Origin of the sequence: Neobacillus dielmonensis, assembly GCF_000612665.1 — a bacterium.
Lineage (GTDB): Bacteria > Bacillota > Bacilli > Bacillales > Cytobacillaceae > Neobacillus > Neobacillus dielmonensis.
In genome coordinates this window covers 1-20,889 of record NZ_HG942057.1, presented here as the reverse complement: position 1 = coordinate 20,889, position 20,889 = coordinate 1, and the positions used below count along the sequence as shown (strand labels likewise).

Annotated in this window: 19 protein-coding genes; 16 read left to right on the top strand and 3 right to left on the bottom strand. The window is 40.2% G+C overall.

Annotated elements, in window-relative coordinates:
• Positions 1-7 precede the first annotated feature (7 nt).
• Entirely contained in the window at positions 8-2,320 is a 2,313-nt protein-coding gene (locus BN2425_RS10220; protein ID WP_042458591.1) for a DNA internalization-related competence protein ComEC/Rec2, read from the top strand.
• A gap of 71 nt (positions 2,321-2,391) precedes the next feature.
• On the opposite strand, the gene BN2425_RS10215 is transcribed toward BN2425_RS10220, so the two are convergent.
• Positions 2,392-2,526, bottom strand: coding sequence for a YqzM family protein (locus BN2425_RS10215; RefSeq protein ID WP_042458588.1), 135 nt, complete (start codon positions 2,524-2,526; stop codon positions 2,392-2,394).
• A gap of 304 nt (positions 2,527-2,830) precedes the next feature.
• Between BN2425_RS10215 and holA the strand changes: the two genes are divergently transcribed.
• Positions 2,831-3,847 carry a DNA polymerase III subunit delta gene (holA, locus tag BN2425_RS10210; RefSeq protein WP_042458585.1) on the top strand — a complete coding sequence of 339 codons (1,017 nt, stop codon included), beginning with the start codon at positions 2,831-2,833 and terminating at the stop codon, positions 3,845-3,847.
• Between the two features lie 443 nt (positions 3,848-4,290).
• Here the strand turns inward: holA and rpsT are convergent, their stop codons facing one another.
• Complete coding sequence (rpsT, locus tag BN2425_RS10205) at positions 4,291-4,551, bottom strand: 30S ribosomal protein S20 (RefSeq protein WP_042458582.1); 261 nt, start codon at positions 4,549-4,551, stop codon at positions 4,291-4,293.
• A 200-nt stretch (positions 4,552-4,751) separates the two neighbouring features.
• On the opposite strand from rpsT, the gene gpr reads away from it, so the two are divergent.
• The 12 genes from gpr to mtaB all read left to right on the top strand — a co-directional run bounded on the left by gpr (position 4,752) and on the right by mtaB (position 18,976).
• Positions 4,752-5,870, top strand: a complete 1,119-nt coding sequence (gene gpr / locus BN2425_RS10200; protein ID WP_042458580.1) for a GPR endopeptidase — start codon at positions 4,752-4,754, stop codon at positions 5,868-5,870.
• Positions 5,871-5,992: 122 nt separating this feature from the next.
• Entirely contained in the window at positions 5,993-7,186 is a 1,194-nt protein-coding gene (gene spoIIP / locus BN2425_RS10195) for a stage II sporulation protein P (RefSeq protein ID WP_042458576.1), read from the top strand.
• Positions 7,187-7,203: 17 nt separating this feature from the next.
• Positions 7,204-7,530, top strand: coding sequence for a DUF3679 domain-containing protein (locus BN2425_RS10190; RefSeq protein WP_042458573.1), 327 nt, complete (start codon positions 7,204-7,206; stop codon positions 7,528-7,530).
• A gap of 174 nt (positions 7,531-7,704) precedes the next feature.
• Positions 7,705-9,540: a translation elongation factor 4 gene (gene lepA, locus BN2425_RS10185; protein ID WP_042458570.1), complete on the top strand. Its 1,836-nt coding sequence runs from the start codon at positions 7,705-7,707 to the stop codon at positions 9,538-9,540.
• A 79-nt stretch (positions 9,541-9,619) separates the two neighbouring features.
• Positions 9,620-10,759, top strand: coding sequence for a radical SAM family heme chaperone HemW (hemW, locus tag BN2425_RS10180; protein ID WP_042458566.1), 1,140 nt, complete (start codon positions 9,620-9,622; stop codon positions 10,757-10,759).
• A gap of 147 nt (positions 10,760-10,906) precedes the next feature.
• Complete coding sequence (gene hrcA, locus BN2425_RS10175) at positions 10,907-11,938, top strand: heat-inducible transcriptional repressor HrcA (protein ID WP_042458712.1); 1,032 nt, start codon at positions 10,907-10,909, stop codon at positions 11,936-11,938.
• Between the two features lie 95 nt (positions 11,939-12,033).
• A complete protein-coding gene (grpE, locus tag BN2425_RS10170) occupies positions 12,034-12,639 on the top strand; it encodes a nucleotide exchange factor GrpE (protein WP_042458709.1) in 606 nt (201 codons plus the stop codon).
• A gap of 34 nt (positions 12,640-12,673) precedes the next feature.
• The gene (gene dnaK / locus BN2425_RS10165) at positions 12,674-14,509 is read left to right on the top strand and encodes a molecular chaperone DnaK (RefSeq protein WP_042458563.1); all 1,836 of its coding nucleotides are present in this window, start codon (positions 12,674-12,676) and stop codon (positions 14,507-14,509) included.
• 146 nt (positions 14,510-14,655) lie between these two features.
• The gene (dnaJ, locus tag BN2425_RS10160; protein ID WP_042458560.1) at positions 14,656-15,795 is read left to right on the top strand and encodes a molecular chaperone DnaJ; all 1,140 of its coding nucleotides are present in this window, start codon (positions 14,656-14,658) and stop codon (positions 15,793-15,795) included.
• A 17-nt stretch (positions 15,796-15,812) separates the two neighbouring features.
• A complete protein-coding gene (gene prmA, locus BN2425_RS10155) occupies positions 15,813-16,754 on the top strand; it encodes a 50S ribosomal protein L11 methyltransferase (protein ID WP_042458557.1) in 942 nt (313 codons plus the stop codon).
• A gap of 110 nt (positions 16,755-16,864) precedes the next feature.
• Positions 16,865-17,614 carry a 16S rRNA (uracil(1498)-N(3))-methyltransferase gene (locus tag BN2425_RS10150; RefSeq protein WP_042458554.1) on the top strand — a complete coding sequence of 250 codons (750 nt, stop codon included), beginning with the start codon at positions 16,865-16,867 and terminating at the stop codon, positions 17,612-17,614.
• Positions 17,615-17,620: 6 nt separating this feature from the next.
• The gene (gene mtaB / locus BN2425_RS10145; RefSeq protein WP_042458552.1) at positions 17,621-18,976 is read left to right on the top strand and encodes a tRNA (N(6)-L-threonylcarbamoyladenosine(37)-C(2))-methylthiotransferase MtaB; all 1,356 of its coding nucleotides are present in this window, start codon (positions 17,621-17,623) and stop codon (positions 18,974-18,976) included.
• A 55-nt stretch (positions 18,977-19,031) separates the two neighbouring features.
• Here mtaB and BN2425_RS10140 read toward each other — a convergent pair whose 3' ends face one another.
• Positions 19,032-19,967 (bottom strand): Na/Pi symporter, encoded by a 936-nt coding sequence (locus tag BN2425_RS10140; RefSeq protein ID WP_042458549.1) that lies wholly within the window; start codon positions 19,965-19,967, stop codon positions 19,032-19,034.
• Between the two features lie 224 nt (positions 19,968-20,191).
• On the opposite strand from BN2425_RS10140, the gene rpsU reads away from it, so the two are divergent.
• Both rpsU and BN2425_RS10130 read left to right on the top strand, forming a co-directional pair.
• Complete coding sequence (rpsU, locus tag BN2425_RS10135; protein ID WP_042458546.1) at positions 20,192-20,365, top strand: 30S ribosomal protein S21; 174 nt, start codon at positions 20,192-20,194, stop codon at positions 20,363-20,365.
• Between the two features lie 15 nt (positions 20,366-20,380).
• Positions 20,381-20,827 (top strand): GatB/YqeY domain-containing protein, encoded by a 447-nt coding sequence (locus BN2425_RS10130; protein WP_042458543.1) that lies wholly within the window; start codon positions 20,381-20,383, stop codon positions 20,825-20,827.
• Positions 20,828-20,889 lie beyond the last annotated feature (62 nt).

The following is a 20,889-nucleotide window of genomic DNA, read 5'->3' as shown; positions in this document are numbered from 1 at the left end:
ATAACCAATGAAAGGGACCTATTTTTATTTTGCAGCTGCTGCACTTTTAGCCGTGTTAAGTATCATAGTGGACTTTCTTCCTTTTCTCTTGTTAATGGGAGTTTATCTTTTTTGTTTATATAAATACAAAAGGTGGAAAAAACAACAGTTATTCATCCTTGTTCTATCGAGCCTCGTTTTTATGGGAAGCGCCTTGCATATCGTCAACAAGAATCACTCGGTTATCCCCGATACCACAATCGCTTTTGTCCTCGAATTTACCCAAGACCCACTAATCGACGGTGACCTTTTGCAGATTCAGGCAAAAGATCTTCGTTATCAAGAAAAAATAATTGCCCGTTACAAAATTAAAACCGAGCAAGAACAAGAAAACTTGCAAAACCGGTCGTTTTACAAAGTGAACTGTTATGCAACTGGAACGTTGAAAAAACCAAGTATTGCTAAAAATCCAAATAGCTTTGATTATCAAAAGTATTTAGCATCCAAAAATATCTATTGGATTATAGAACTGGATAAAAACCCTATACAAAATTGTACCTCGGTTACATCTAATCCACTTATCAAACTTAAACAATTCCGTTTCAATGGCATCCGCTATCTTGATACCCATTTTCCAAATGAAATCGCTGCGTTATCATCAGCCTTAATATATGGGGACCGTAATTTGTTTGACCCAAATATAATTGAAAATTACCAAGAGACTGGCCTTGTTCACTTGCTGGCAATTTCGGGTCTCCATGTTTCTTTACTTACTGGCATGGTGTTCTTTATGGGCATTCGTGTTGGCATAACTAGACAGTTCATGACCAATTTTCTTGTCACCGTTCTCCCGATCTATGCGGTTTTAACAGGTGCCTCTCCTTCGGTCAATCGCTCCGTGCTGATGATTAGTATGGTCCTCTTATCAAGCAAAGGCAAACACCAACTCACCGCTCTAGATGCCATCAGCCTGACGTTTATGGCTTATTTAATCTTCCAACCGTTTATCATTATAGATGTAGGATTTCAATTAACATTTTCCGTAAGTTTCGCCATCATCTTGTCTTCTCATCAAATATTAAAAGAGAATAACGGACATGTACCTCAAATGATTAAAGTATCGGTGGTTTCCCAATTGGCCGCAATGCCTTGTCTGCTCTATCACTTTTTTGAATTGTCGCTAATAGGAATAATAACCAATATGATTTACATTCCTCTTTTTTCCTTCATTTATTTACCACTCAGTTACCTGCTTTTGATCATTGAAATCATTTTCGGAAAGAATCCTGAATTGTTTATTCAGCTATATCGACAGTTGATTCACGCTGCGGACAATTTGCTGCAATATTTAGGGAATGGATCCTTGACCGTATTTACCCCGGGAAGACCGCCTCTTGTTGTCTTGATTGCATACATTTTCTTAATCATGCTCATTTTTTTTCACTGGGAAAAGAAGCGCAATACTCAGCGCTTAATCGGCATGTTTTGTATTCTTTTTACTTTCCAATTTGGATACAATTGGTTAAATGTTTACGGTGAGGTCACGATGATTGATGTGGGGCAGGGGGACAGCCTGTTGATTCATATGCCACATGGAAAAGGAAACTATCTCATTGATACAGGTGGCACGGTAATGTATGAAGGAGAAAGCTGGAAACAAAAACGGAAACCATTTGAGGTTGGCAGGGATGTGGTGGTGCCGTTATTAAAAAGTAAAGGAATCACAACAATTAATAAATTGATTTTGACGCACGGTGATATGGACCACATTGGAGGGGCATTATCTGTCATAAAAGAACTTCATGTAAAAGAAATTTTATTACCCGATGTTGCACAATCCTCTGAAACAGAACTAGACATTATAAAGGAAGCGGAGAAAAGAAAAATCCCTGTAATAAGAGTCTCAGAGGGATTTCAGTGGTCAGGTGGTTCAGCAACATTCACGATATTGGGGCCAAAAGAAAATTTTAATGGTGAAAGGAACAGCGGGTCGATAGCCACTTTTGCCCAAGTTGGAGGGCTTAATTGGTTTTTTGGAGGCGACCTTGACCAAGAAGGGGAACAAAGAATTATCCAAAAATATCCTAATCTCAAGGTGGATGTTTTGAAAGCAGGCCATCATGGCAGCAAAACATCAAGCTCAAATGAGTTTATTAAAAGAATTTCACCGGCTATTGCTCTTATTTCAGTAGGGGAACATAATCATTTCGGTCACCCTCATCAAGAGGTATTGAATAAATTAAATGAAGCTGGAGCAACAATTTACCGAACTGACCAGCAGGGGGCAGTCACTTATCAATTTTATCGGCAATCTGGAACCTTTTCGCTATATTTGCCATAAGATAAAGCAGACAATATAAAAAAGACTGCTCACAAGAGGCAGTCTCTTTTGTATCACTATGTAAGCTTTATTTAAGAACCAATTAGCTTGATGACTGTAGCAATAATAAACATGGTGGCAAAAAATCCGAATGAAACGATGAATCCAACCCCAGAATCAATTGCGTCGTTACGTTTGCTTTGCACATTTTTTTCAAATTCGTTCACAGTCTGTCCCCCCTATTTCACATATAGTATAAGATATTTATCAAAAAAAATCCAGCTTCTGTTTAATCCGGCTTTTCTGTCCTGTCAAGTGTTGTCAAAATAGTTTGTTTAGCTTAGGGCTATAATAACTTTACCCAATGAACTCCGTCAGTACTGGCAGAATCACACTGCTGTAACTGGCGTTCACATAGATCGGGAATTGGCGCTCAATAGACAAAAGCTGTCAATTCCCTTTTACTACTTGTCAAATTGTCCAAGCTTCATTACGATAAGAAAGAGTGAAATGAAGGGGAGCGCTGGACAAATGATATTAGATCTGTGGAAAAGTATTAAACGGGAAGAATTGGCTCCTATTTATTTATTATATGGAAAAGAAGCTTACTTAATCCATGAAACCAAGCAATTAATACTTAATCAATTATTATCTGAAGATGAGCGGGATTTTAACTTTTCTGCCTATGATTTGGAAGAAACGCCAATTGAACTTGCCATCGAGGATGCAGAAACGTTTCCTTTCTTCGGGGACAGAAAGGTTATCTTTTTACATAACCCAGTTTTTTTAACTGCTGAGAAATCAAAGGGAAAAATTGACCATAATTTAGCAAGATTTGAGGCTTACTTAGGTCAACCTGCACCGTTTACAGTCATGGTTATATCCGCGCCCTACGAAAAACTAGATGAACGGAAGAAATTGACAAAAGAATTAAAACGACGGGGAGAAGTTCTTGAAGCTAAGAAATTATCAGAACATGAGCTGAAGTCTTGGGTGCAAGATACGGCAAAAGCACGAGGAAAAGTATTTGAGCCTGATGCCATTGAGCATTTACTGGCACTGGTCGGCACCAATATGTTTATGATTTCCAGTGAAGTGGAAAAGCTTTCGTTATATGCCGGGGAAGAGACAAAGATTAATCGGGAACTTGTCGAAAAATTAGCAGCCAGGTCATTGGAACAAAATATTTTTACTTTAATTGAAAAAGTGGTTCAGCGCAGGCTGGATGAAGCGCTACGAATCTATTATGATTTGTTGAAACAAAATGAGGAGCCAATTAAAATATTAGCCTTACTCGCTGGTCAATTTAGGCTGATTTACCAAGTGAAGGAACTTTCAAGAAGAGGTTATGGCCAACAGCAAATAGCGGGGCTCTTAAAAACACACCCGTTCCGTGTAAAATTGGCGCTTGGACAGGCGGGAAAATTTACTGATGAGGAATTGGCCAATCTGATGGAACTGCTGGCGGAGGCGGATTATCAAATGAAAACTGGGGGAGCCAACAAATCGTTGTTAATAGAGATGTTATTATTCAAGCTACAGAAATAAAAGCAAACAAAAAAACGATTCCTGAGAAAGGGATCGTATTAGATTGAAGACAAAAGGCATTACGAATGTCCACATTCGGGTGCCTTTTTCTCATAATGTCCTTTTTTACTAAAGTTGTGTTCAAATTGACCCCTTGGGGATCAATTTTTATGCCATTTACCTCACAAAAATGTAGATACTTAATTATACAAAAAAGGTAATATACAGGTCATCTAAGTTGTTAGTCCTGTTGATTGGAGCGGAAGGCGCGAAGACTCCATCGGGAGTAAGGAGCAGGGGAGAGACCCCGCGGGCGCGGTACTCGCCGAGGAGGATCACCGCAAATGCCCTAAGGTCCGAGAAGCAAAAAAAGACTGTCGGCAAATCCAAATTTCTTCGAATTTACCTACAGTCTGAAACGATTCCTGAGAGAGGAATCGTTTTTTGTTGTTTGAGCTCTATAATTATAGGCTATTTACTTTTTTTGTTAGGCGGGCTTTTTGACGAGCAGCCGCATTTTTGTGGATAAGGCCTTTTGCAGCAGCTTTGTCCAATTTGCTTGCAGCAGAAACTAAAGCTTCTTTAGCAGTAGCAGCATCATTAACTGTAACAGCAGCTTCTACTTTTTTAACTGCAGTACGCATTGCAGATTTCGCCATTGTATTTTGAGCATTACGAGCTTCGCTTGTTTTTACACGCTTAATAGCAGATTTAATGTTAGGCATTACTTTCACCTCCTACAAAGAATCGAGACTATGTGAACTCGACTGTACATTCATTAACATATTCGCAACAAATGATATTTTATCAAACAGGGAACTAGAATGCAATGGAATTCATCATATTCGCCTGCATGTTTTTTTCGCTTAAGGGCAAAAATAGGAAATAGTTTCACATGTTAGGAAATTTTTAGGGGTGATTCAACATGAACGAATCCATTGATTTGAGTCAATATTCGGTCCGAACAGATTTAGCCATTGAAGCAAGTGAAATGGTGTTGGCACAGGCATCTGTTGAACAAGGACAAAATCTTTCGCAAATTGAAGGAGTTATTATTAAGGAAAAAGATGTAGACGATATCAAAATATCGTTAGTAGAAGTGACCAAACAGGGAGAAGAGCAAATAGGCAAGAAAGCTGGCAGATATTTAACTATGGAGGTTCAGGGGATTCGCGAGCAAAATACTGAGACCCAGCAGAAGGTGGAAGAAATTTTTGCACGAGAATTCTCGCATTTCTTAGAGAGTTCTGGGGTAAAAAAGACAGACTCCTGCTTAGTCGTAGGGTTGGGAAATTGGAATGTCACACCAGATGCCCTTGGCCCAATGGTTTGCGAAAACTTACTCATCACACGGCACTTGTTTCAACTCCAGCCGGAAAGCGTACAAGATGGCTATCGCCCAGTTAGTGCACTAGCACCGGGAGTCATGGGGCTAACGGGAATAGAGACGAGCGATATTATATTTGGCATTGTTGAAAAAACAAAGCCGGATTTTGTTATTGCGATTGATGCGCTTGCCTCACGATCGATTGAACGGGTAAACTCAACGATTCAAATTTCTGATACTGGCATCCATCCTGGTTCTGGTGTCGGAAACAAACGAAAGGAATTAAGCAAGGAAACTTTAGGTGTTCCGGTTATCGCAATCGGTGTTCCGACCGTAGTGGACGCTGTTTCGATTACCAGTGATACGATTGATTTTATCCTCAAACATTTTGGCCGGGAGATGCGGGAAGGAAACCGTCCATCCAGAGCGCTGGCACCTGCCGGTTTGAGTTTCGGTGAACGCCGGGTACTGACTGATGAAGACTTGCCTGAGGAGCAGCATCGTAAAACGTTTTTGGGAATCATCGGAACGTTGCCTGATGATGAAAAACGAAAGTTAATCTATGAGGTATTGTCTCCGCTTGGTCATAATTTAATGGTCACACCAAAGGAAGTCGATGTTTTTATCGAGGATATGGCGAACCTAATAGCCAATGGCTTGAATTCCTCCTTACACAATTCCATCAATCAAGATAATGCAGGATATTATACTAGATAAAAGGTATAGGGGATGATTTTGGAATCTACTATTTCAAAATCATTCCAAAAAATTGAATAATGGTTCTATCAATTCTAGTAATGGCATAGGTTTTACTAGAATCTTTTTTTAGGGGTGGAACCATGAAATCAAAGGCATCCGGTACGTTTATTATGGTGCAGGGGACTAGTGTTCTGAAACTGGCTGCAGCATTTTTTTTATTTATCCTATTGATTTTTTCAATTAGCGGTGTCATGACATCGTTAAAACCGCAGTATAAGTTATCATCTTCATCTGTTAATCAAGCTGCAACACAAGTGAACGGAGAACTGCTTTACCAATTAATAGGTTGGGAGAACCATCACTTTTTGGCAGTCAAACCGAATGCAACTGCACCTAAGTGGACGAACGTTATATTTAGTTTAACAAGCAATATAAATTTAAATGACCCACGCAGTCTTTTAGGACGAGAACTGCCAGGCTTTTATCAATTCGATGGAAAGATTTTAGTTGCAGGAGAGGGAACCAACTATACCAATATGCCGGTAGAATCCTCTCCGCCAATTGAAATCATGAAGGCAGAGCGAGAAGCAGCCTTGCAAAATTTAGAAGGAATAGAAAATCCGGACTCCTCGACCCCTCCTTCAGAACCTGGACAGACTACAGGGGACAGGAAAGTCGTTTATCTTTATTTTTCTCATAACCGTGAATCCTATTTGCCATACTTAAAAGGCGTTACGGATCCAAACTTAGCCTACCATTCACAAATAAACGTTACTAAAATCGGAGACCATTTAAAAGCCAGTCTAGAACAAAAAGGGATTGGTACAGAGGTTGATAAAACTGATATTATGGGCAATTTAACGAAAAAAGGCTTAACAATGCCAAGCGCCTATAAGGAATCAAATTCTGTTGTACAAGCTGCCATGACATCTAATCGGGATTTAAGCTATTTAATTGATATTCATCGGGATGCCAAACGCAAAGAACAAACCACTGTCGACATCAATGGAAAACCATATGCTAAGCTATCCTTTATTATTGGCGGAAAAAATCCAAACTACGAGAAAAATGCCAAGCTGGCAACGGATCTCCATAACCTGTTGGAAAGCAAATATAAAGGGTTAAGCTGGGGAGTAACCATTCAAAATAAAAGTGGATTTAACGGCGTTTACAATCAAAATCTGTCAGATAAAGCAATACTGATTGAATTTGGCGGGGTTGATAATACATTTGAAGAGCTAAATAACTCGGCTGATGCTTTGGCAGATGTATTTAGTGAATATTATTGGCAGGCCGAAAGTGTAAACGGAAATGTAAATCAATCATCCAATTAATAAGGGGGCAGGAAAGGATGAAGATGTTTATCGCAAAAAGTCTGGTGATTATTGCCCTAATGTTCATTTCTGTATTAACTGGAATGGAAATAGCTAACCATGGCATTCATAAAATGAAGGGATACGATGACCCTAATTTTCAAAATGCCGTTTCCATAAAGGAATCGGAAGAAGATTTTAGTGCGACGTTTCTAGGGAATGATATCTCTAGTCATGATATTGAGGCAAAAAAGAAAAAGCTCGAAGAAATGAATGCGTACAACTTCTTTTCCTCCATGGGAAAGAAGTTGTCTGACGGTTTAACGGGGGCTTCAGAAAATCTGATCAACAAACTAATTGACTGATGAAAGATTAAAAGCGGCTGTCAAAGCCGCTTTTGTTGTTAGCTGAACAGGCATAAGGCGGTTCTCGCCGCGGCATTCACGAATCTGCGAGTTTTCTTTATCATTGAATCTTGTTTTTCCTGCTGATATAATCAAGAATAGTTTACGTGTGTGAAGATAGTAGGAGTGAACGACATGAATAGTGAAGAAAGAAAGAAACGGCAGTCGAAAATAAGGAACTTTTCAATTATCGCCCATATTGACCACGGTAAATCCACTTTGGCTGACCGGATACTTGAAAAAACAAATGCACTGTCTTCGCGTGAAATGAAGGACCAGTTACTAGATTCGATGGACCTTGAAAGAGAACGCGGCATTACCATTAAGTTAAACGCAGTTGAATTGAAATATAAGGCAAAAGATGGGGAAGAATATACCTTCCATTTGATTGATACACCCGGGCACGTCGATTTTACTTATGAGGTTTCCCGCAGTCTTGCTGCCTGTGAGGGTGCCATTTTAGTTGTTGACGCGGCACAGGGAATTGAGGCACAAACCTTGGCGAATGTATATCTAGCACTTGATAATGACCTGGAGATTTTGCCTGTCATTAATAAAATTGACCTTCCAAGTGCCGATCCCGAGCGGGTTCGTAGTGAGATCGAAGAAGTCATTGGATTGGATGCCTCAGAAGCTGTGCTAGCTTCTGCAAAAGCAGGGATTGGTATTGAAGAAATTCTTGAACAAATAGTTGAGAAAGTTCCAGCCCCTGCAGGTGACCCAGAAGGTCCACTAAAGGCCTTAATTTTTGATTCTCTTTATGATGCATATCGCGGTGTTGTCGCCTATATCCGTGTCGTGGAAGGAACGGTTAAAGTCGGCGATAAAATTAAAATGATGGCTACTGGAGCAGAATTCGAAGTCAATGAGGTAGGAGTGTTTACACCTAAAGCAGTACTTCGCGATGAACTATCTGTCGGTGATGTTGGTTTCTTATCTGCTTCTATAAAAAATGTCGGTGATACCCGGGTAGGTGACACCATCACCAATGCAAAAAATGGGGCTACCGAACCACTGCCGGGCTACCGCAAGTTAAATCCAATGGTATATTGCGGGATGTATCCAATTGATACAGCAAAGTTTAATGACCTTCGTGAAGCATTGGAAAAGCTGCAATTAAACGATTCTGCCCTGCAATTTGAACCTGAAACCTCCCAAGCACTTGGGTTTGGGTTCCGGTGTGGATTTTTAGGATTGCTCCATATGGAAATTATTCAAGAACGTATAGAGCGTGAATTTAAGATTGACTTAATTACAACAGCCCCAAGTGTTATCTATCAGGTTTATATGACGGATGGTACAGTAATCCATGTCGATAATCCTTCTGATATGCCAGAACCGGTGAAAATAGACCGTGTGGAAGAACCGTATGTCAAAGCAACGATGATGGCCCCGAATGACTATGTGGGAGCCATCATGGAGCTTTGCCAGAACAAACGAGGAATCTTTATTGATATGCAATATCAAGGGGAAAATCGCGTCAGCATTGTCTACGAAATCCCTTTGGCTGAAATTGTCTATGACTTTTTTGACCAGCTTAAATCAAGCACCAGAGGATATGCTTCCTTTGATTATGAGTTAATTGGCTACAAACCATCCAGCCTGGTAAAAATGGACATTTTATTAAATGCTGAAAAGGTCGATGCTTTAAGTTTCATTGTCCATAAAGACTTTGCTTATGACCGCGGGAAAGTGATTGTGGAAAAGCTGAAAGAATTAATCCCGCGTCAACAGTTTGAGGTGCCTATACAGGCTGCTATCGGTCAGAAAATTGTTGCCCGCTCAACTATTAAAGCGATGCGTAAGAACGTATTGGCTAAATGTTACGGAGGAGATATATCCCGTAAACGCAAATTGTTAGAAAAGCAAAAAGAGGGTAAAAAACGGATGAAACAAGTCGGCTCTGTTGAGGTGCCGCAAGAAGCATTTATGGCTGTATTAAGAATGGATGACAATAATACAAAAAAATAAACGCAGCGGGGAGGTAAGGAACAGCCTAAAATAGGCAATTCCTGCCTCCTTTTGTTACTAGGAAAAGAAGGTGTTAAGCATGGTAAAAGCAGCCTATTTGCATATCCCATTTTGTGAACATATCTGCCATTATTGTGATTTTAATAAGGTGTTCCTAAAGGGACAACCGGTGGATGATTACTTGACTGTACTTGAGCAGGAAATTATATTGACCTTAAAGAACCATCCACAGGAAAGGTTACACACGATTTTTGTTGGTGGCGGTACACCAACTTCTTTAAATGAACAGCAATTATATCGATTCTGTGAAACGATTCGTCATTATTTGCCTGTTGAATCAGATTATGAATTTACGTTTGAAGCGAACCCAGGAGACTTATCGGAGGAAAAGTTGCAAATATTAAAGGAGGCTGGTGTAAATCGTATTAGTCTAGGAGTTCAAACCTTTAATGATGAGCTTCTTAAAAAAATTGGACGGGTCCACCGGGCTAAGGACGTATTTCAAACAATTGAATCTGTCAAAAAACTTGGCTTCGATAATATCAGCATTGATCTTATGTTTAGTCTCCCAACACAAACGATAGCTGATTTTAAAGAATCTTTAGAGACGGCTTTTTCGTTAGAGATTCCTCACTTTTCAGCCTATTCTTTGATTATCGAGCCGAAAACTGTTTTTTACAATTTGATGAGAAAAGGAAAGCTTCAGACCCCTGGCGAAGACATTGAGGCACAAATGTATGAATTGTTAATGGAAGAAATGGAAAGACATGGATACCATCAATATGAAATTAGTAACTTTTCAAAGCCTGGCTATGAGAGCCGTCACAATTTAACGTATTGGAATAATGAGGAGTATTACGGATTTGGAGCGGGAGCCCATTGTTATGTGAATGGATTTAGGCGCTCCAATATTGGACCTGTAAACAAATACATCGAAGCGGTCAAACGTGGTAACCTCCCTGTTTTGGAAGAACATAGGGTTTCTAAGATTGAACAAATGGAAGAGGAAATGTTCTTAGGACTTCGGAAAACCATGGGCGTTTCGATGACGCGCTTTAAAGAAAAATTTTCAGAGGATCTCATGCGATTATTTCATAACGAGATAGAGGATTTACTTAGAAAACAATGGATAGAAGTCAATCAAGATAATATATATTTAACTAAAACGGGGCGGTTGTTAGGAAATGAAGTGTTTCAAGCCTTTATCGGGGCAATTTAGGATTTCCCACTGTGGATACTTCGGGAAAGCTGTGAGGAAAGCACTAGTTTTCTCAGGCTTTTATGATTGACAGCAACACCCCTTTTTGATAATTTATTAATATAATTAGCACTCGGTAACAAAGAGTGCTAACAGAGGTGATGAATGTTGTTAACAGATCGGCAATTACTAATTCTACAAGTAATAGTGGATGACTTTATTCGATCTGCACAACCAGTCGGCTCTAGAAGCTTGTCGAAAAAGGAGGAAATCTCCTTCAGCTCGGCAACAATCCGAAACGAAATGGCCGACTTAGAAGAAATGGGCTATATTGAGAAGACTCATACTTCTTCAGGGCGTGTTCCATCTGAAAAAGGTTATCGTTATTACGTTGACCATTTACTTTCGCCTCAGGCCTTAGACCAGCATGATATTAAAATTATCCGCTCCATATTTGCTGGAAAAATTTTTGAATTTGAAAATATTATTCAAAAGTCTGCCAAAATGTTGTCGGAACTAACAAACTATACGTCTATTGTCTTGGGACCGGCTGTCAGTGTGAATAAATTAAAAAGAATACAGATTGTTCCATTGAATAAAGAAACTGCTGTGGCTATCCTCGTGACGGACACTGGGCATGTAGAAAACAGAACCTTTTCTCTGCCGGCTTCTATTGACTCTAATGAGTTGGAAAAGACCGTAAACATTTTGAATGAACGATTGAATGGAGTTCCAATGGATGAACTGCACGATAAAATATACAAAGAAGTGGCTTCACTTCTTAAGCAGCATATCATTCATTATGATTGGTTCCTTCAATCCATTGCGGAAACCGTTAAAATCCCGAATACGGAGAAACTATTTTTCGCCGGCAAGACAAATATGTTAAGCCAGCCGGAATTCCATGATATTTCGAAAGTTCGAAATCTGTTAACAATCATTGATCATGAAGAATGGATTACCGATATGATTAGGAGTAATTCAACGGGGATTAATGTCAAAATAGGTAGTGAAATTCAAAACAGTATCATGGAAAATTGCAGTTTAATAACTGCCACTTATTCTGCGGGATCAGAAAAGTTAGGGACCATTGCCATCCTGGGTCCTACAAGAATGGAGTACTCACGGGTAATCGGTTTGCTCAAACTGCTAAGCAGCGATTTGAGCTCAGCTTTAACTAAACTGTATCATTATAAATAGCTCTGGCAATATTGAATAGGGGTGAATCCCTACACCCCTATTGACATTTTACTATGATCATATGAGATTTTTCTTTGAGGGAGGTGAGTAAGTTGATGGAAGAGACCAAAAAGACTGCCAGCACGGAAGAGGATTTATTAAATAATACTACTGAACTTACTGAGGATCAGGCTGCTGAAATGAATACAGAAGATGATACATCAGTTCAAGTTGAAGAAGAAGTAAAAGAAGCCAATCCAGTCCAAGAATTACAGGAGCAAATTCAAGCTTTACAGCAAAAGGTAGACGAAGCTGATAATCGGTATTTGCGCCTTCAAGCAGACTTTGATAATTTCCGCCGCCGTACAAGGTTAGATCAGGAGGCGAGCGAAAAATATAGAGCACAAAAATTAGTCACAGATTTACTGCCAGTCATGGATAACTTCGAAAGAGCTTTGCAAATTGAAGTTGACAATGATCAAGCAAAGTCACTCTTGCAAGGAATGGAAATGGTTTACCGGAGCCTCACAGATGCATTGAAAAAAGAAGGTGTAGAGCCAATTGAAGCTATCGGCAAAGAATTTAATCCACATCAGCATCAAGCGGTCATGCAAGGAGAAGACCCTAACTATGGTTCCAATACAGTAATAGAAGAGTTCCAAAAGGGCTACCTGTTAAAGGATCGTGTGATTCGACCTGCGATGGTGAAAGTAAATCAATAGTTTAGTTTACATAACGTTTTAAGGAGGAAAAGTCATGAGTAAGATAATTGGTATTGACCTTGGGACAACTAACTCTTGTGTAGCTGTACTAGAAGGCGGCGAACCAAAGGTTATTCCTAACCCAGAAGGAAATCGCACGACTCCATCTGTTGTTGCCTTTAAAAATGGAGAGCGTCAGGTTGGAGAAGTGGCTAAACGCCAAGCGATTACAAACCCTAATACAATTATTTCTATTAAGCGTCACATGGGTACCAGTCATAAGGAGGAAATTGAAGGAAAACAATATACTCCTCAAGAGATTTCCGCTATCATACTTCAATACCTAAAATCCTATGCAGAGGACTATTTAGGCGAGACAGTAACCAAAGCTGTTATTACTGTTCCAGCTTATTTTAATGATGCTGAACGTCAGGCAACAAAAGATGCAGGTAAAATTGCCGGTCTTGAGGTAGAACGGATCATTAATGAACCAACTGCTGCTGCACTGGCTTATGGTTTGGATAAAACGGACCAAGACCAAACGATTTTAGTTTACGACCTTGGCGGTGGTACTTTCGACGTCTCCATTCTTGAACTTGGTGACGGCGTATTTGAAGTGAAAGCAACTGCTGGGGATAATCGTTTAGGCGGAGATGACTTTGACCAAGTTATCATCGATTATTTAGTAGAGCAATTCAAAAAAGAAAATGGCATTGACCTTGGCCAAGATAAAATGGCATTACAGCGTCTTAAGGATGCAGCTGAAAAAGCAAAGAAAGACCTTTCTGGTGTATCATCCACTCAAATTTCTTTGCCATTTATTACTGCAGGCCCTGCAGGTCCGCTTCATTTGGATGTTACGATGACTCGGGCAAAATTTGATGAATTAACTGCTCACCTTGTTGAACGGACAATGGGTCCTGTCCGCCAAGCATTAAGCGATGCTGGATTATCTGCTTCTGAGATTGACAAAGTCATTCTTGTTGGTGGTTCAACTCGGATTCCTGCTGTACAAGAAGCGATTAAAAAGGCAACAGGTCAAGAGCCTCACCGCGGAGTTAACCCAGATGAAGTAGTTGCCATGGGCGCAGCTATTCAAGGCGGTGTTATCACAGGTGATGTTAAGGATGTTGTGTTGCTTGATGTAACTCCTCTTTCACTAGGAATTGAAACCATGGGCGGCGTATTTACGAGGTTAATTGATCGAAATACAACGATCCCAACATCTAAATCTCAGGTTTTTTCAACTGCAGCCGATAACCAAACTGCTGTTGATATCCATGTGCTTCAAGGCGAACGTCCAATGGCAGCTGATAATAAAACGCTAGGACGTTTCCAATTGTCCGACATTCCGCCTGCACCACGCGGAATTCCTCAAATCGAAGTAACTTTTGATATTGATAAAAACGGTATTGTCAATGTTCGGGCAAAAGACCTTGGCACAAACAAAGAGCAGCAAATTACCATTAAGTCATCTACAGGGTTATCAGATGAAGAAATTCAAAAAATGGTAAGAGAAGCTGAAGATAACGCAGAGGCTGATAAGAAACGTAAAGAAGAAGCCGAGCTTCGCAATGAGGCTGATCAGCTAGTATTTACGACCGAGAAAACCTTAAAAGACCTTGAAGGTAAAGTCGATGCTGCTGAAGTAACAAAAGCAAATGACGCAAAAGATGCATTGAAAAAAGCAATCGAGAGCAACGATCTTGATGAAATGCGTGCTAAAAAGGATGCTTTGCAAGAAATCGTTCAAGCCTTAACTGTTAAGCTTTATGAGCAAGCTGCACAAGCACAGCAGGCTCAGGCAGGAGGCCAAGATGCAGAGGGTTCTGCTAAAAAAGATGACGATGTCATCGATGCAGAATTTGAAGAAGTAAAGGACGATAAATAAACACTTACACCTAACATAACCAGGAAAAGGTCAAAGTCAGACACACAAGGCTTTGGCTTTTTCTTTGAATAGAACTGTTTTTATTGCGTTCTGCTTCTTTGGGGTGTTAAAATAATCTTTATGTGACAGATTCGGGAGTGGTAATCATGAGTAAACGGGATTACTATGAGGTGCTTGGAGTCAGCAAGAGCGCTTCTAAGGATGAAATAAAAAAGGCATATCGCAAGCTGTCAAAAAAATATCACCCAGATATTAATAAAGAACCAGATGCTGCCGAAAAGTTTAAGGAAATTGCTGAAGCATATGAAGTGTTAAGTGATGACCAAAAGAAAGCACACTATGACCAATTTGGTCATACGGATCCTAACCAAGGGTTCGGTGGTTTTGGCGGAGGTAGTGATTTTGGTGGCTTTGGCGGCTTTGAAGATATTTTTAACACATTTTTCGGCGGCGGTGGTGGCGGCTCGCGACGACGAGACCCAAATGCACCAAGGCAAGGTGCTGACTTACAGTATAATATGACGATTAGTTTTGAGGAAGCAGCTTTTGGAAAAGAGGCTGAAATTGAAATACCAAGGGAAGAAACATGCTCAACTTGTCATGGTTCTGGGGCAAAGCCTGGAACGAAACCAGAAACATGTCGTCATTGTAATGGTTCAGGGCAAGTAAGCGTTGAGCAAAATACTCCTTTTGGCAGAATTGTCAATCGAAGAACTTGCCATAACTGTAACGGAACAGGAAAAGAAATTAAACAAAAGTGTTCAACTTGCGGCGGTTCCGGAAGAATCAAGAAGCGCAGCAAAATTCAAGTGAAAATTCCTGCTGGTATTGATGACGGCCAGCAACTAAGAATGTCTGGTAAAGGGGAAGCGGGTATCAATGGCGGTCCAGCCGGAGACTTATATATCGTATTCCATGTCCGCCCACATGAATTCTTCCAAAGAATGGATGATGACATATATTGCGAAACCCCGATTACTTTTGTTCAGGCAGCATTAGGGGATGAGATAGAAGTCCCGACGCTCCATGGTAAAGTAAAATTAAAAATACCAGCTGGTACCCAGACTGGCAAAAAGTTCCGATTGAAAGAAAAAGGGGTGCCAAATGTGCGCGGATTTGGCATTGGCGATCAATACGTGACCGTTCAAATTGTCACGCCGACGAAGCTATCAGACAAGCAAAAGCAGCTGTTAAAAGAGTTTGCTGAATTAAGTGGGTCAGCTCCGATGGGCGAACATGAGGAAACCCTTTTTTCTAAATTTAAACGTGCCTTTAAAGGCGAGTAAGGATTGGAGTTGGCAGAATGAAGTGGTCGGAAATAAGTATCCACACAACAAACGAAGCGATCGAACCTATTTCTAATATCTTGCATGAAGCTGGAGCGAGTGGGGTTGTAATTGAAGATCCGTTTGAGTTGACAAAGGAAAGGCAAGATCAATTCGGAGAAATCTACCAGCTCAATCCTGATGACTACCCAGAAGAAGGCGTTATTGTTAAAGCATATTTGCCGGTCAACAGTTTTTTAGGAGAAACGGTTGAAGCCATTAAGGATTCAATTAATAACTTAATTTTATTCAACATTGATATTGGCTTGAATAAAGTGACTATCAGTGAAGTACATGAAGAAGAGTGGGCTACCGCATGGAAGAAATACTATCATCCTGTAAAAATCTCGGAACGATTTACAATCGTCCCGACCTGGGAGATATATGAGCCTGTCAGCAGCGATGAATTAATTATTGAGTTAGATCCAGGCATGGCATTTGGGACAGGTACTCATCCAACAACTGTTATGTGTATCCAAGCACTAGAGCGGACAGTTAAGCCTGGTGACAAAGTCATTGATGTGGGAACTGGTTCTGGTGTATTGAGCATTGCAGCAGCCATGCTAGGGGCAGAGGACGTCCGGGCGTTTGATTTAGATGAAGTAGCTGTTACACAGGCGAGGTTAAACATTAAGCTTAATAAAGTCCATGAAAAAGTAAGGATTGGACAAAATAACCTCTTGGATGGGGTTGAAGAAAATTCAGCTGATTTAATTGTCGCCAATATTTTAGCAGAGGTCATTGTTCGATTTACGGAAGATGCGGCAAGAGTGCTTAAACCGGGAGGCAGCTTTATTGCATCCGGCATTATCCAGCCAAAAAAGGATCAGGTAAAACAGGCGTTAAATGAAGCCGGGTTTGAAATTATTGAAACGATTCTCATGGAAGACTGGGTTGCATTAATTGCTAAAAAGGTATAATCTGTTGAAAAAGGGGAGAATATACCCCTTTTTTTACGTTATTTATCTTTAAATGCTCCAACTCTTTTAGTAAAATAAAGAGTAAAATGTTTTTAGAGAGGGTGCTTCGTGTGCAACGCTACTTTGTTACCCACAGAGCAAGCGATCAGCATTTCTATATCAAAGGAGAAGACCGACATCATATTGTAAAAGTGATGCGGATGGAAATTGGTGATCAAATCATCTGTGTTGATCCTGAAGGAAATCAGGCTGTTTGCAGGCTTGCAGAAATTACCGATGAAACAGTCGTTGCAGACGTTGTACAATGGAATGAAGGGAATTCAGAGCTTCCAATCTCTGTTACTATTGCAAGCGGTCTTCCAAAAGGGGACAAGCTGGAGTGGATTATTCAAAAAGGCACTGAGTTGGGAGCAAAGCAATTTATTCCGTTTTCTGCAACACGTTCAGTCGTGAAATGGGATGAAAAAAAAGCTGGCAAAAAATTGGAACGATGGCAAAAAATCGCTAAAGAAGCGGCTGAACAATCTCACCGCAGCCAAGTGCCTAATATTGTCCAGCCGCTGAGTTTCCGGGATTTGCTCGTTATTAGTAACGATTTTGATTATAAATTAGCCGCCTTTGAGGATGAAAGCAGAAATGGGGAGGTCTCCATTTTTTCATCTACCTTAAAACAAATGAAGAAAGGTGATTCTCTTCTTATGGTTTTTGGTCCAGAAGGTGGTTTGGCAGAACAAGAAGTCCTTGCATTAAAGGATTATGGTTTTCAACTTTGCGGGCTTGGACCGCGCATTTTAAGGACGGAAACGGCACCATTATATTCTCTTGCGGCTGTTTCCTATCATTTTGATTTATTGAGGTGATCATCTATGCCAACAGTTGCTTTTCATACACTTGGATGTAAAGTCAATCATTATGAAACTGAGGCCATTTGGCAATTATTTAAACAGGAGGGCTATGAACGGGTTGAGTTTGAAGCCACTTCTGATGTATATGTGATTAATACTTGTACTGTAACAAACACTGGTGATAAAAAGAGTCGTCAGGTCATTCGTCGTGCCGTCAGAAAAAACCCTGATGCTGTTATTTGTGTAACAGGCTGTTATGCTCAAACGTCCCCAGCAGAAATTATGGCTATTCCTGGTGTCGATATTGTAGTCGGTACACAAGATCGTGTTAAAATGCTTGAGTATATTGAGCAATATAAGCAGGAACGCCAGCCGATCAACGGTGTAGGCAATATTATGAAAAACCGTGTATATGAAGAACTAGATGTTCCAGCATTTACAGACAGAACACGTGCTTCCTTGAAAATACAGGAAGGCTGCAACAATTTCTGCACATTCTGTATTATTCCTTGGGCGCGTGGATTGATGCGGTCACGTGATCCAAAGGAAGTCATTCGTCAGGCACAACAATTGGTGGATGCGGGTTATAAGGAAATTGTTTTGACCGGTATTCATACAGGCGGCTATGGAGAAGACATGAAAGATTATAACCTAGCGATGCTGCTCCGTGACTTGGAAGCAGAGGTTAAAGGTATCGAACGTTTGAGGATTTCATCTATTGAAGCGAGCCAAATTACCGATGAAGTAATTGAGGTAATTAAAAACTCAAATATTGTCGTCCGCCATCTTCATATTCCTATCCAATCAGGATCCAACACGGTCCTGAAACGGATGCGCCGTAAATATACGATGGAGTTCTTTGCTAATCGGCTGGAGCGCTTGAAAGAAGTATTGCCAGGTCTTGCTGTTACATCCGATGTTATTGTAGGTTTTCCAGGAGAAACAGAGGAAGAATTTATGGAAACCTATAATTTCATTAAAGAGCATAAATTCTCTGAACTGCATGTTTTCCCATACTCGAAGCGTACAGGTACGCCCGCAGCTAGAATGGAAGACCAAGTGGATGAAGAAGTGAAAAACGAACGGGTACACCGTTTAATCACACTAAATGACCAGCTTGCAAAAGAATATGCTTCTCACTTTGAGGATGAAGTTTTAGAAGTCATCCCTGAAGAAAAGTTCCGTGAAGATCCCAACTCAGGTTTGATTGAAGGTTATACAGATAATTACTTAAGAGTTGTCTTTGAAGGGTCAGAAGACTTAATAGGCCAACTGGTTAAAGTAAAGATTACGAAAGCTGGCTACCCATTCAATCAGGGACAATTTGTCCGTGTACTTGAACATTCAATGATTGGAAAGAATCAAGAAGCTGTTTAAAAAAAGGACCTTGCAGGTCCTTTTTTTATATCAATTATTGTGAGCTTCGGCAATTCTAAGCTCCCTTCGGTTTTCGATCATGCAAGAACAATATCATTTCACCAAACTTTGTCGCGAACGGGAGTACGATCAGCGAGGAAACAACGTTAAAAATGACACTGATATGCGCTAATTGAACATTGATGCTGCTGGCTAATAATGGTGCATTTTCGGTCAAGTAGGGGATAAGGGGGATAAACATTAAAACGCCTAAAACGTTTAGCCATACGTGTGCAAACGCAGCTAGTCTTGATTCTCGGCCGCCCCCAACCGACGCAATCACAGCTGTAATGCACGTACCAATATTAGCCCCTAATACAATGGCTATCCCGGCCTCAAGTTGCAGTAGACCAGCCGATAAAAAGCCCATCGTTATCCCTGTCATGGCTGTACTTGATTGGATGATGGCGGTAATAGCTGCACCCGTTATCAGGCTAAGAAGAATATGATCATTGATGCTTATAATAAATTGTCGGATAATTGGCATGGAGGTGAGTGGGCCTGCTAAAAGCTCGAATCCCTTCATCGCAGTGAAAACTGATGCAATACCCAACAATAGCATCCCAATGCTTCTAATTTTCTGCTTTGGTACAAGAATTAACAAAGCCCCAATAATAGCAAACGGTACAAGAACAACATCTATATTAAAGGTAATTAACTCAGTTTTAAAAGTTGTCCCAATATTAGTCCCAAGAATAATGCCAATTGATTGCGGAAATGTCATAATCCTTGCAGAAATTAATCCAATGGTAATGACCATCACGGCAGAACTACTCTGCAGCAGAGCAGTAATAAGGGTTCCTGTAAGCATTCCTTTTAGCGGTGTATCAGTTAATCTGGTCAACCATGTTTTTAAATTCTTAGCGGACAAATTGAATAAACCAAATCTGATAATTGTCATTCCAAAGATAAATAATAAAATGCAAAGTACAAATAATACTACATATAGCATGTATAAGGCACCTCCTTTTTCATTTTATGGCTGGTTAACATGGGACATGCCATTTCATTGAAAATTTAAAATTTGTGATAACAAATATTGTTTTTTATGCATAAAATTTAATTTCTTCATATTCATGCTGTGAAATTCAGTTGACCTTGTTTCAAGGTTATATTATAATTGCATGGTACATGGATTGATGTAAGTGTGTTGTGTTTCGGAGGGAGGGAAAGAGAATGTCTAAAACCGTCGTTCGTAAAAACGAATCGCTTGAAGATGCTCTTCGTCGCTTCAAACGTTCTGTATCAAAAACAGGTACTTTGCAAGAGGCTAGAAAGCGCGAATTCTACGAAAAACCAAGTGTAAAACGTAAGAAAAAGTCTGAAGCAGCAAGAAAACGTAAGTATTAAGAGGGTGTAATACACATGAGTCTTCTCGAGCGTTTAAATAATGACATGAAACAAGCGATGAAAAATAAGGAAAAAGACAAATTATCTGTGATTCGGATGATTAAGGCTTCTATGCAAAATGAAGCGATTAAGCTTGGCGTCAAAGAGCTATCCGAACAAGATGAGTTAACGGTCCTTTCTCGCGAATTAAAACAACGCAAAGACTCCCTCCATGAGTTTGATAAAGCGGGTCGTGAAGATCTGGTTGAAAAATTACGTACTGAGATCGCGATCGTAGAGCTGTATATGCCAAAGCAGCTTTCCGAGGACGAACTCGCTGAAATTGTAAAACAAACCATTTCTGAAGTCGGTGCTACATCAAAAGCGGATATGGGAAAAGTGATGTCTGCCATCATGCCAAAGGTTAAAGGTCGGGCAGACGGTTCACTTGTAAATAAATTTGTACAACAACACCTTTCATAGTATTCTGACACGCGAAGGCCACAGGAAAACAATCCTGTGGCCTTTTTATGTGCGCCCAGCAT

What these genes read in the sequence shown, in the direction of transcription:
- mtaB (WP_042458552.1), top strand. Translation starts at nt 17,621, where the DNA reads ATGCCAACAGTTGCTTTTCATACACTTGGATGTAAAGTCAATCATTAT.
- BN2425_RS10140 (WP_042458549.1), bottom strand. Translation starts at nt 19,967, where the DNA reads ATGCTATATGTAGTATTATTTGTACTTTGCATTTTATTATTTATCTTT.
- dnaJ (WP_042458560.1), top strand. Translation starts at nt 14,656, where the DNA reads ATGAGTAAACGGGATTACTATGAGGTGCTTGGAGTCAGCAAGAGCGCT.
- rpsU (WP_042458546.1), top strand. Translation starts at nt 20,192, where the DNA reads ATGTCTAAAACCGTCGTTCGTAAAAACGAATCGCTTGAAGATGCTCTT.
- BN2425_RS10130 (WP_042458543.1), top strand. Translation starts at nt 20,381, where the DNA reads ATGAGTCTTCTCGAGCGTTTAAATAATGACATGAAACAAGCGATGAAA.
- holA (WP_042458585.1), top strand. Translation starts at nt 2,831, where the DNA reads ATGATATTAGATCTGTGGAAAAGTATTAAACGGGAAGAATTGGCTCCT.
- BN2425_RS10190 (WP_042458573.1), top strand. Translation starts at nt 7,204, where the DNA reads ATGAAGATGTTTATCGCAAAAAGTCTGGTGATTATTGCCCTAATGTTC.
- dnaK (WP_042458563.1), top strand. Translation starts at nt 12,674, where the DNA reads ATGAGTAAGATAATTGGTATTGACCTTGGGACAACTAACTCTTGTGTA.
- gpr (WP_042458580.1), top strand. Translation starts at nt 4,752, where the DNA reads ATGAACGAATCCATTGATTTGAGTCAATATTCGGTCCGAACAGATTTA.
- prmA (WP_042458557.1), top strand. Translation starts at nt 15,813, where the DNA reads ATGAAGTGGTCGGAAATAAGTATCCACACAACAAACGAAGCGATCGAA.
- grpE (WP_042458709.1), top strand. Translation starts at nt 12,034, where the DNA reads ATGGAAGAGACCAAAAAGACTGCCAGCACGGAAGAGGATTTATTAAAT.
- rpsT (WP_042458582.1), bottom strand. Translation starts at nt 4,551, where the DNA reads ATGCCTAACATTAAATCTGCTATTAAGCGTGTAAAAACAAGCGAAGCT.
- lepA (WP_042458570.1), top strand. Translation starts at nt 7,705, where the DNA reads ATGAATAGTGAAGAAAGAAAGAAACGGCAGTCGAAAATAAGGAACTTT.
- spoIIP (WP_042458576.1), top strand. Translation starts at nt 5,993, where the DNA reads ATGAAATCAAAGGCATCCGGTACGTTTATTATGGTGCAGGGGACTAGT.
- BN2425_RS10220 (WP_042458591.1), top strand. Translation starts at nt 8, where the DNA reads ATGAAAGGGACCTATTTTTATTTTGCAGCTGCTGCACTTTTAGCCGTG.
- hemW (WP_042458566.1), top strand. Translation starts at nt 9,620, where the DNA reads ATGGTAAAAGCAGCCTATTTGCATATCCCATTTTGTGAACATATCTGC.